At 67.1% G+C, this 10797-nt stretch carries 12 protein-coding genes and 2 riboswitches; of the genes, 5 read left to right on the top strand and 7 right to left on the bottom strand.

Annotated elements, in window-relative coordinates; translation table 11 throughout:
- Positions 1-6 precede the first annotated feature (6 nt).
- The 4 genes from HNO81_RS04155 to HNO81_RS04140 form a co-directional block, all read right to left on the bottom strand.
- Positions 7-270 carry a DUF4235 domain-containing protein gene (locus HNO81_RS04155; RefSeq protein ID WP_159630162.1) on the bottom strand — a complete coding sequence of 88 codons (264 nt, stop codon included), beginning with the start codon at positions 268-270 and terminating at the stop codon, positions 7-9.
- 57 nt (positions 271-327) lie between these two features.
- On the bottom strand, positions 328-576 hold the full coding sequence (locus HNO81_RS04150; RefSeq protein WP_175316953.1) for a CDGSH iron-sulfur domain-containing protein: 249 nt from the start codon (positions 574-576) through the stop codon (positions 328-330).
- Between the two features lie 62 nt (positions 577-638).
- Positions 639-1694 (bottom strand): iron-containing redox enzyme family protein, encoded by a 1056-nt coding sequence (locus HNO81_RS04145; RefSeq protein WP_175316868.1) that lies wholly within the window; start codon positions 1692-1694, stop codon positions 639-641.
- Positions 1695-1838: 144 nt separating this feature from the next.
- Positions 1839-2381: a heme-degrading domain-containing protein gene (locus HNO81_RS04140; protein WP_175316867.1), complete on the bottom strand. Its 543-nt coding sequence runs from the start codon at positions 2379-2381 to the stop codon at positions 1839-1841.
- Positions 2382-2464: 83 nt separating this feature from the next.
- A riboswitch (TPP riboswitch) is annotated at positions 2465-2606 on the top strand.
- Positions 2607-2674: 68 nt separating this feature from the next.
- On the opposite strand from HNO81_RS04140, the gene HNO81_RS04135 reads away from it, so the two are divergent.
- From HNO81_RS04135 to HNO81_RS04115, 5 genes are all read left to right on the top strand, one after another.
- Entirely contained in the window at positions 2675-3298 is a 624-nt protein-coding gene (locus HNO81_RS04135; RefSeq protein WP_175316866.1) for an ECF transporter S component, read from the top strand.
- Positions 3298-4845: an ABC transporter ATP-binding protein gene (locus HNO81_RS04130; RefSeq protein ID WP_175316865.1), complete on the top strand. Its 1548-nt coding sequence runs from the start codon at positions 3298-3300 to the stop codon at positions 4843-4845. The genes HNO81_RS04135 and HNO81_RS04130 overlap by 1 nt, the downstream gene beginning before the upstream one ends.
- The gene (locus HNO81_RS04125) at positions 4842-5642 is read left to right on the top strand and encodes an energy-coupling factor transporter transmembrane protein EcfT (RefSeq protein ID WP_175316864.1); all 801 of its coding nucleotides are present in this window, start codon (positions 4842-4844) and stop codon (positions 5640-5642) included. The genes HNO81_RS04130 and HNO81_RS04125 overlap by 4 nt, the downstream gene beginning before the upstream one ends.
- A gap of 128 nt (positions 5643-5770) precedes the next feature.
- On the top strand, positions 5771-7294 hold the full coding sequence (locus HNO81_RS04120; RefSeq protein ID WP_175316863.1) for a UDP-N-acetylglucosamine 1-carboxyvinyltransferase: 1524 nt from the start codon (positions 5771-5773) through the stop codon (positions 7292-7294).
- Between the two features lie 69 nt (positions 7295-7363).
- Complete coding sequence (locus HNO81_RS04115) at positions 7364-8602, top strand: glutamate--cysteine ligase (RefSeq protein WP_175316862.1); 1239 nt, start codon at positions 7364-7366, stop codon at positions 8600-8602.
- 109 nt (positions 8603-8711) lie between these two features.
- Here the strand turns inward: HNO81_RS04115 and HNO81_RS04110 are convergent, their stop codons facing one another.
- From HNO81_RS04110 to HNO81_RS04100, 3 genes are read right to left on the bottom strand one after another with little or no spacing between them, the layout of a single operon-like run.
- Entirely contained in the window at positions 8712-9920 is a 1209-nt protein-coding gene (locus HNO81_RS04110) for an O-succinylhomoserine sulfhydrylase (RefSeq protein WP_175316861.1), read from the bottom strand.
- Positions 9921-10331, bottom strand: coding sequence for a rhodanese-like domain-containing protein (locus HNO81_RS04105; RefSeq protein WP_175316860.1), 411 nt, complete (start codon positions 10329-10331; stop codon positions 9921-9923).
- Positions 10328-10603, bottom strand: coding sequence for a DUF1737 domain-containing protein (locus tag HNO81_RS04100; RefSeq protein WP_175316859.1), 276 nt, complete (start codon positions 10601-10603; stop codon positions 10328-10330). Before HNO81_RS04100 ends, HNO81_RS04105 begins: the two co-directional genes overlap by 4 nt.
- Positions 10604-10616: 13 nt before the next feature.
- Positions 10617-10731, bottom strand: a riboswitch (SAM riboswitch).
- Positions 10732-10797: the final 66 nt, after the last annotated feature.

Below are 10797 nucleotides of genomic sequence, written 5' to 3'. Positions count from 1 at the left end.
ACGACGCTAGACGATGTCCTGCGTCTTGGCGAACCGGGTGATGGCACGCTGGGTGCCGCGGTTCGCGAGCACCTGGATGATGGCGCTGACGGACGCCGAAATCAGCGCGAACGTCAAAGCCGACCGCAGGCTGGTGGGGACGTCCTCGTTCTTGCCCGTGGGCGCTTTCTGTCCCGTGGTCTTTTCCCAGATGGTGTTGACCAGCTTGGTGCCGGCCAGGCCTGCTCCGAGGCTCACGGCCGTCCCGAGCAGTTTGATGAGAAGGTTCATTACGGGTACTCCTTGTGCGCGGAAAACGGACTGCCACCAGCCTAGCCTTACACCGGACTAACCCGCGGGCGGCTCGGTGCGGAACCTGATCATCTTGTGGGTGCCGTCGCAGTACGGCTTGATGGCGGACGCCCCGCACCGGCACAAGGCAACCGTCCTCCGCTCCCTGGGGACAGGGTCTCCGGAGGGTGTCACAAGCTCGAAGTCACCCCTGACAATGAGGGGGCCGTCGGGGCACACCACGATGGAGCCCGCGGCGGAATCCTGGGTTTCGGCGGGTACCGTCCCGTCGTGCCCGGGGTTGATTCCCTGCACTGCAGCAATGGGCGCTCCCGGCTTCTCGGACGGCCGGGCCAAGGACCGGCCTGTCACGCTGCCGCCGGCACAGCGGTCCGGAGCGAGGTTTCCCCCGCCTCCCAGGAGGCCATGAGGTGGGCAGAGACGAGGCTGTCGATGGCCATGACTGCTGTGGCACCGAAAAGGACGTCTGCCAGGAGTTTCGGCTCGGCTTCCACCAGGCCACCGGCAAGGTCCCGCCCGGCAATCTGTTCGTGCACGGCGTCGGCCTCCACATGCTCGTCAAAGTAGTGGGTGATCTCCGCGGCGAAACCGTGCCGGCGGAAGCCGTTGCCGTAGAAACGGTTGGGCTGGGAGGACGTCATCTCATAGATGGCCAGGTGGCCGGCGATGGCACCCCGGAGCCGCCGGTTCAGCCCGCACAACGACATGAGGTTTACGGATGCGAGGGAGATGGCCGGGACGGTGTCGACGTAGGCGCCGTAGCTGTCGTCCAGGCCCAGGCCGCGCATGGTCCTGGCAAACAGCGCGCTGTGCATACGCTCCGGCCGGCCGCCGCCGTATTCGTCCGCCTGGATCTCCACCAGCGCCGCCTTCGCCCGGCCCTGGAGCCGCGGGATGGCCCAGGTATGGGGGTCCGCTTCCTTCAACTGGTACACGGACTTGTGGACCAGGAACTCCTTGAGCTGCTGGAGGCTTGCCTTCCGGGCGACAAAGCGGGAGACGCTGGGGCCGGTATCCGCGGCGGCCAATCCGAAGAGGACGTCGGCTACGGCGTCGCTGGTCATGGCAATCCCGGCGGGAAGTTCGACATCGCCGGCGGCCTGGTGTGCTGCTGCGCGGAGGGCGTCCTCGAAGGGCTCCTCGATCAAGCGCCTGACCCTGATCAGCTCCGGTTCCCACTCCCAGCTGTCGGTGACTCCGTCCAGTCCTGAGTAATGCAGTTCGTAGAGGCAAAAGAGGGACAACTGAATGTCTTCGTCAGTCAGGATGTCTCCGGACGCGGCCACGCGCTCCGCCGCTACCCGGTGCAGGCGGTCCAGCTCTGCCTTCGCCGTGGCGGGTGCCTTCGCCAGGGCGGCAAAGAGTGCGCTGCTGATGGGGCCTCTGGTGTCCGGGATTCTCATGCTGCTCCTTGGTTGCGGCGCCGGTTCCGGGCACGGACGCGGATGATGCTTCCGTCCCCTGACCTCGTCGTACCCCGGCCACAACATAGTAAGCATGATTACTAAATAAAAGCTAAGCTGCCTGGCGCATTCCGCACCTGGCCCCTAATCCGACAGTGACGAACCCAAAACGTCCCGCAGCGCCTCGACCACCAGGTTGTGGTCCTGCAGCTGCGGCAGTCCTGATACAGCCACGGAAGCCACCATGCCGACGCCGGTGACGCTGATGGGAAAGGCGCCCCCGTGCGCGGCATAGCGGGACTGGTCAAACCAGGCGTTGTCCTCGATCCGGCCGCCGCCCAGCCGGCCACGCAGTCCCACCAGAAGGGAGGGCGCCTCATACCGGGCCGCAGTGCGCTGCTTGGCGCGGATCCAGTGCCCGTTCTCCGGAGTGGCGCCCGGCAGCGCGACGTGGAACAGCACCTGGCTGCCCTTGGAAATGTCGATGGCTATGGGCAGTGCCCGTTCCTTGCCCAGCTCAACCAGGAGCAGCCCTAAATTCAATGCGTCATCCAGCGAGAATCCGGGAAACTGGAGCTCCCGGACCTCCGCCTCGACGCGGACAATCAGCGCCTCCAGCGAACCTTCCGGCTGGGCGTTGACCGAATCGGGATCGAACCCGGTCATATCAGCTGGATTGGCGCTCATGACCCTCAATCTACCCCTGCCAGGTGTAAACTTGACCTCGCCCAAAGCGGGCATAAAAAGCGTTACCCAACCATCAGCAACACTACAAACGACAGGGGAGCGCCGCCGTCGGACATCCTGGCACCATGCCGGGCACCGCAGGTGGGCGCTGAGAGTGCGGACAGCCGCAGACCCTCGAACCTGATCCGGTTAGTACCGGCGCAAGGGAGTCGAGTTCTCAAGGTGTCGCGGTTCCACGGCCACAGGCCGCCGGCCGGGTCCACTTTCCCCTCCTGTTTCCCCAGGAGGATCACATGAGTACTGCAGCAATCAAGAAGACCACCAGTAAGTCCTGGCGCGTCGTGGACATCGTCGTGGCCGCGTTGGTGGCCATCGCCGGCGGCGTTATTTTCTGGGCCTGGGACCAAGGCGCCGCCGCCCTGTCCGCCCCCATGAACGCCGCCTACCCGCCCCTGACCGGATTGCTCGCCGGCGGCTGGATGATTCCCGGCGTGCTGGGAATGCTCATCATCCGCAAGCCGGGGGCCGCTCTGTTCTGCGAGACCGTAGCCGCCACCGGCGAGCTGCTCATGGGGTCCCAGTATGGCGCTTCGGTGCTGTTCTCCGGGTTCATCCAGGGCCTGGGCGCGGAAATCATCTTTGCCATTTTCGTGTACCGGAAGTTCAACCTGCCCGTGGCCCTGCTGGCGGGTGCCGCGGCAGGATTCTTCTGCGGCCTGAACGATTCGTTTGCACCGTGGGGCTGGAACATTGCCTACTCCGGCTCGGACAAGCTCGCCTACATCGTGCTCACCACCGTTTCCGGCGCCATCCTTGCCGGCGGCCTGTCCTGGCTTGCCACCCGTGGCCTGGCGCGCACCGGCGTGCTGAGCTCCTTCGCGTCCCGCAAGGCAGCCACGGAGCCAGTCTTCTCCTGATGAAACCAGCCCATGACGCCCCCGGCACGGTCCGCCCTGCCGCCATCACCGCCCGCGGCTGGGGCTGGCGGCACGCCGGAAGGGCCAGGCCCGCAGTCCACAGCCTTGACCTGGACATCGCTCCGGGAGAGCGGGTGCTCCTGCTGGGCCCTTCCGGGGCCGGAAAATCCACGCTGCTGCACGCGCTCGCCGGCGTTCTGGGGGATATTAACGACGACGGCGAGGCAGGCGACGCGGACGAGTCCGGTTCGCTGCTGGTGGACGGAGCCCCGCCCCGGGCACGGCGCGGCCGCGCCGGTCTCATGCAGCAGGACCCGGAAACCCAGGTGGTCCTGTCCAGGGTGGGGGACGACGTCGCCTTCGGCGCCGAAAACCTTGCGGTGCCCCGCGACGCCATCTGGCCGCGCGTTCACGAGGCACTTGCCGACGTCGGGCTCGCCCACCTCCCGCTGGACCACCCGACGTCGGCCCTCTCCGGCGGCCAAAAGCAGCGCCTGGCGCTGGCGGGCATCCTGGCAATGCGTCCCGGACTCATCCTGCTGGACGAGCCCACCGCCAACCTGGACCCGGACGGCGTGCTGGAGGTTCGCGACGCCGTAGCCCGCTCCCTAGACAAAACCGGGGCGACGCTGGTGGTGGTGGAGCACCGGGTGTCCGTGTGGAAGGACCTCGTGGACCGGATCGTGGTCCTGCAGCCCGGCTCCGCCGCGGATCCTGCAGTGCTCCTGGACGGGCCGCCTGACCGCGTGTTGACGGAGGCGCAGAGCATGCTGGCCGCGGCGGGCGTGTGGGTGCCCGGGTACGTGCCCGCCACGCGTTCCCGGGATGCCGTCCCGTCGCACGGCGCGGGCAGCCTCCTGCTGGCTGCTGAAGAACTGGGTGTCTCGCGGGAACGTCCCCGCCGGAAGGGTTTCCGGACGGTCCCGCCAGTTCCGGTCCAGGAGGGCATCGCCGCCCAGGTCCGCTCCGGGCAGGCCCTGGCCATTACCGGTGCCAACGGCGCGGGAAAGTCCACGTTCGCGCTGACCCTCGCCGGGCTGCTGGAGCCGGTTTCCGGAACGGTTTCCGCGACGCTGGACCTCAGCCGGGGCGCCGGCATCAACCCGTACAAGTGGAAAGCCGAGCAGCTGATTTCGCGGGTGGGCACGGTGTTCCAGGAGCCCGAGCACCAGTTCGTTACCGGCAAGGTGCTGGACGAGCTGCTGTTTGGCCCCCGGCACCTGGGGCACGGCGAGGACCGGGTTGAGGAGTTGCTGGAGCGGCTGCGTCTCACCCAGCTGGTGGACGCCAATCCCTATACGCTCTCCGGTGGTGAAAAGCGGCGCCTGTCCGTTGCCACTGTCCTGGCCGCCAGCCCCCAAGTGCTGATCCTGGACGAGCCCACCTTCGGGCAGGACGCCAACACCTGGGCCGAACTGGCCTCCTTCCTGTCCGAGCTCCTCGATTCCGGCACCGCCGTGGTTGCGGTAACCCACGATGCCGAGTTCACGGAGGCCCTGGGCGGGGCCGAACTGCGGATGGCAGCGGCGGAAGCGGTGGCGCAATGAGGCAGGAACTCACCCTCAGGGGCAACCGCGCCATCCTGGCCCGCGCCAACCCATTGAGCAAGTTTGCGGCCGTTTTGCTCATCACCGCGGTCCTGGCGCTCTCCATTGACTGGGTCTCGGCATCCGTTGCCCTGGTCTTCGAACTTATGGTGTTCCCCCTTGCCGGCCTGACCCTGTCCCTGCTGTGGCAGCGCGGGTGGCCGCTGATCCTCGCGGCCGCGATCGGCGGCTGGAGCACCTCCATTTTGGCGGCGGACAGCGGCAGGATCCTGGTCGACGCCGGCATCTGGACCATGAGCGAAGGATCCCTCCAGCTGGGCATCGGGTTCATGCTGCGCGGCTTTGCGATCGCCCTCCCTGCGGTGCTCCTGATGAGCTGCACCGATCCCACGGACCTCGCCGATGCGCTCGCCCAGAAGGCGCGGCTGCCGCACCGGTTCGTCCTGGGCACCCTCGCCGCGATGCGCCTGGTGGGACTCATGGCCGAGGAATGGCAGACCATCGGAATGGCCCGCCGTGCCCGCGGCGTGGGCTCCCGCGGCAGCCTGGGCCAGCGGGTGAAAGCGACGCTGGGCCAAAGCTTCGGCCTGTTGGTGCAGGCCATCCGACGTGCATCCAGGCTCGCCGTAACCATGGAGGCGAGGGGCTTTGGCGGCGGCCCGCGGACCTGGGCCCGGGCATCCACCTTCTCCCTGCTGGACCTTGGGGTGGTGGCCGGCGGCATCGTGGTGGCCGGATCCGCCCTGGTCGCAGCCCTTTCCGCCGGGACCTGGAACATGGTCTGGCTGGGGAACTGAGCCTGCGCGCAAAAGCTGCGCATGCTTTCCTATCGCACAGAACGGGTATCGGCGCATTCCTGATCCGTGTCGGGCTGCAGGGGCGGTCATGGAACGCCCGGATAACTCATTAATGATATATTCGCCTTATGACCCAGGAGACCGCTGAACACGTTGCCGCCATGCTGAGGAACGCCCGTGGCGAGAAAGGGTGGACCCAAGGCCAGCTGGCCGCCGAGCTCGGCACCAGCCAAAGCGCCGTCGCCCGGATGGAACAGGGCAAGCAAAACCTGAGCCTGAAAATGATCCAGCGGCTGGAGACCATCTTTGACCGCACCATCGTGAACGTCGCCAAGCCACAGATGACGCACCTGCGGGTGGAAGGCGGACGCACCCTCTCCGGTGCCGTTGACGTCAACAGCAGCAAGAACGCCGGTGTCGCCCTGCTCTGCGCCAGCCTGATCAACCGCGGCACCACCGTCCTCCGCCGGCTGGCCAGGATCGAGGAAGTCAACCGCATTGTCGAGGTGCTGACCAGCATCGGCGTGGAATGCACCTGGCTCAACGACACGGACCTCCGGCTGCGCCGCCCCGCCGTGCTGGACCTGGACGCGATGGACGTCGATGCTGCCCGCCGGACCCGGAGCGTCATCATGCTGCTGGGTCCCCTGCTGGACGAATCGGGAAAGTACCGGTTGCCCTATGCCGGTGGCTGCGACCTGGGCACCCGGACCGTGGAGCCGCACATGCAGGCGCTGCGCGAGTTCGACCTGTCGGTCGAGGCGACGGCGGGTTTCTACACGGTGCAGGCGCCGCCGGCGGACAGCCGGGACCGGTCCTTCGTCCTCACCGAGCGCGGGGACACCGTCACCGAAAACGCGATCATGGCTGCGGCCCACCGCGCCGGGACAACCGTGATCCGCAACGCCAGCCCCAACTACATGGTCCAGGACCTCTGCTTCTACCTGCAGATGCTTGGCGTGTCCATCGAAGGCGTGGGAACCACCACGTTGAAGATCACCGGGCAGCCAAAAATCGAAGCGGAGATCGAATACTTTCCCTCTGAAGACCCCATCGAGGCCATGAGCCTCATTACGGCCGGCATCGTCACCAACTCCGAGGTCACCGTTCGCCGGGTTCCCATCGAATTCATGGAAATCGAGCTGGCCTCGCTGGGCCAGATGGGACAGCAGCTGGAAATCTCCGGTGAGTACAAGGCCCGCAACGGCCGCACCCGCCTGGTGGACGTGACCACCAAGCCCTCCGTGCTGCGCGCGCCCGAGGACAAGATCCACCCCATGCCGTTCCCCGGGCTGAACATCGATAACCTGCCGTTCTTCGCAGTCATCGCCGCGAACGCCCACGGCCAGACCATGATCCATGACTGGGTGTACGAGAACCGGGCCATCTACCTGACGGAGCTGAACCGGCTGGGCGCGCAGGTGCAGCTGCTGGACCCGCACCGGATCTACGTCAACGGACCTACCAAGTGGCGCGCCGCCGAGGTGGGCTGCCCGCCTGCGCTCCGGCCCGCCGCCTGCATCCTGCTGGCGATGCTGGCTGCCCGCGGAGTCTCCGAACTGCGGAACATCTATGTGATTGAGCGCGGCTACGAGGATCTGGCGGAGCGGCTGAACACCATCGGCGCCAAGGTGGAATACTTCCAGGACTGACGGATTCACGCTTCGTCACGAAGTGCGGGACCCGGCTCCAATGCCTGCCTGCTGCCGCAGAATATTCGTATGCGTACATTCGGCGTGGAGGAAGAACTCCTGATTGTGGATCCGGAGTCCGGGGAGCCGCTTGCCCTGGCCGACGCGCTCCTGGCGGGCCACCGGGTGGCAGCTGACGATCTTCCCCCGGACCTGGACGTGGACCTTGATGGCCGCCAGTCTGGCAAAGAGGGGGCGTACGACGACGGGAACGGCCTGAGCGCCGAACTCAAGCTTGAGCAGATCGAGACGCAGACCCGGCCGTGCCGCGATCACGGCAGCCTGCTGGACCAGATCCGGGCCGGCCGCGCGCTGGCTGACCAGGCCGCCCGGAAGCACGGGGCCCGGGTGGCGGCGCTGGCCACCTCGCCGGTGGCGTCCACCAGCCACACCACGCCGGACCCGCGCTACGCCAGGATGCTTGAACGCTTTGGCCTTACCGCCCAGGAGCAGCTGACCTGCGGGTTCCACGTCCACACCTACGTTGAATCGCCGGAGGAAGGCGTGGCGGTCCTGGACCGTATCCGCGACAAGCTGGCGGTGCTCACGGCGCTGAGCGCGAACTCGCCGTTCTGGAACGGCGTCCCCACCGGCTTCGAGAGCTACCGTACGCAGGCCTGGAACCGCTGGCCCACGGCTGGCCCGGCAGGCATCTACGGAACCTATCCCGCCTACCGCCGGGTGGTGACCCGGCTGCTGGACAGCGGCGTGATGCTGGATGAGGGAATGCTGTACTTCGATGCCCGGCTGTCCCGCAACCACCCCACGGTGGAGGTGCGGGTGGCGGATGTGTGCCTCCGCGCCGGGGACGCAGCACTTATCGCCGTGCTGGTCAGGGCACTCGTGGAATCCGCCGGCCGGGAGTGGCGGGACGACGTGGACCCGGCACCCGTTCCCACCGTCCTGCTCCGGATGGCTTCCTGGCAGGCCAGCAGCGCCGGGCTGGGCGGTGACCTCCTGGACTTCGGCAACTTCCGCCCGGCCCCCGCGGCGGACGTGGTCCGTTCCCTGGTGGACTACCTGGCGCCCGTCCTGGAGGAACAGGGCGAGCTGGCGTTGGCACGGCAGGGCGTGGAGGACATCATTGCCCGCGGTACCGGGGCCGCCGAACAGCGCCGCGCCCGCGACAAGGCCATGGCGGGCCAGCCTCCGGAAGACATGGGGTTTGGTGCCGTGGTCCTGCAGTCCGTCCACCTGACGATGCGTGATGCGCTGGACCTTGCAGGCATGGAGGCCGCACCGGATCTGCTGCGCGTTCGGCAGGCCTAGGCGCAGCGACGCGCAGTTTCCGCTGTGACGCGCAGATTCCATCACGCTGCGCTTATATGGTGCGCGCCAGGGAACCTGCGCGTCGGCAGTGAAGACGCGCGTCGAACGCCTAGATCTGCTTCAGCGCCTGTTCCAGGTCACGGATCAGGTCTTCCGGGTCTTCCAGGCCCACGGAGAGCCGGACCACGCCGTCGCTCAAGCCGATGGCAGCGCGGCCCTCCGGCCCCATGGCGCGGTGGGTGGTGGTGGCCGGGTGCGTGATCAGTGACTTCGCGTCCCCAAGGTTGTTGGAGATATCGATGATCCGCAGCCCGTCCAGCAGCGCAAAGGCCGCCTCCTTGCCCGAGCGTCCGCCGGAGGAAGCAAGCTCGAACGTGAGGACCGTGCCCCCGGCGCTCATCTGCTTCGCCGCCAGCTGGTACTGCGGGTGCGATTTCAGGAGCGGGTATTTCACCCAGCCCACCGCCGGCTGTTCCTCCAGCCATTCCGCGAGCCGCAGGGCAGTGGCGGAGGAGTGGTTGACGCGCAGGCCCATGGTCTCCAGGCCCTTGGTCAGGACCCAGGCATTGAATGCCGAGAGCGCGGGTCCGGTGTGGCGCATCAACTGCTTGACGGGACCCTCGATGAACTCCTTGGTGCCCAGGATGGCGCCGCCCATCACCCGGCCCTGCCCGTCGATGTGCTTGGTGCCCGAGTAGACGATCACGTCGGCGCCGAGGTCCCCGCAGCGTTGCAGCAGGGGAGTGGCGAAGACGTTGTCCGCCACCACGGTGGCACCGGCCGCGTGCGCCAGTTCGCTGACGGCGGCGATGTCGACGATTTCCTGCATGGGGTTGGACGGGGACTCGAAGAAGACGGCGGTGGTGGGCTTGGACAGGGCTTCGCGCCACTGGTCCAGGTCCGGGCCGTCCACGAAGACCGTTTCCACACCCCACCGGGGCAGGATTTCGTTCAGGATCACGAAGCAGGAACCGAACAGCGAGCGCGCCGCCACCACCCGGTCGCCGGCAGCCAGCAACGCACCCAGGGCGGTGAACACCGCAGACATGCCCGACGCCGTCGCGAAGCATGCTTCGGTGCCTTCGAGCAGCCTGAGCCGCTCCTGGAAGGTGGCGACGGACGGGTTGCCGTAGCGGGAGTAGACGAAGCGTTCGTCCTCGCCGGTGAAGGCGCGTTCGGCTGCTGCGGCGGATTCGTAGACGAACCCGGAGTTCAGGAAGATCGCCTCGGATGTTTCCTGGAAGTTGGAGCGGTCAAGGCCGCCGCGGACTGCCTGGGTATCGGGGCTCCAGCCGGCGGCGTCTGGGTTGAAGGTCACTTAGTTCTTTCCGAGGTTGGTGGGGAGGCCGCGGTTCTTCCAGCCGTTGACGGTGCGCTCGCCGAAGCGGTCCGGTTCGCCTTCGAAGCCCTCCAGGACGCTGTATGCGGTGAAGCCGGCCTGCGTGGCGGCAGTCGCGGCGGCGATGGACCGCTGGCCGGACCGGCACAGGAAAAGCAGTTCCGCGTTGGGATCCTCCGGCGCCTGCTCCTGGAGGTCCTTCACAAAGTGCGGGTTGGGAATGCCGCCCGGGAAGGTCCACTGGATGAACAGGGGATCGTTGTCCGTGGCTTTGGTATCGGGGATGCCGATGTGGGCCCATTCGCCCTCCGTGCGGACGTCCACCAGGATGGCGCCCTGTTCCAGCTTGGCCCATGCTTCCTGGGGCGTCAGGTCTCCTGCGTAGCTCATGCGTGGCCCTCCCCGTCGAAGCCGTCCTCAAGGTCGGCGTCGAGCTGGTCCACGGCGCTGGCGACGGCGGCGTCCGCCGAAGCGATCGCGGCCGGAAGGACGATTGCCTGCGCCACGATGACGCTGGTGCCGTTGAACGTTGCAGCCGGGCTGCCGTGCAGCACGTAGCCGTCAGCGAGTGCGGCGGAAATCCGCTCACAGAATTCACGGGTGTCCGCGCCGGTAATCAGGCGGTAGGACAGTCTTTCGTCAGGGGCGGGTGCGTCGGACACGACGGATCTCCTTCTTTCACGCTTGCAGCTCGAATTGGTCGATATGCCGAGTATTCACCTGAGGCACCCCGCCGTGGAAGGAGGGTTGCCGACCGGCCAGTCAGGGCTTGGCGCCGGTACTCATTACTCCCCAAAAACGTAACACCTGCCGCGCCAAGCCGCATCGCCGCCGTCGTCATGTTCCGTCATTGAGC

Origin of the sequence: Pseudarthrobacter sp. C4D7, from assembly GCF_013359725.1 — a bacterium.
Taxonomy (GTDB): Bacteria; Actinomycetota; Actinomycetes; order Actinomycetales; family Micrococcaceae; genus Arthrobacter.
This window is presented reverse-complemented; position numbering and strand designations above follow the sequence as displayed.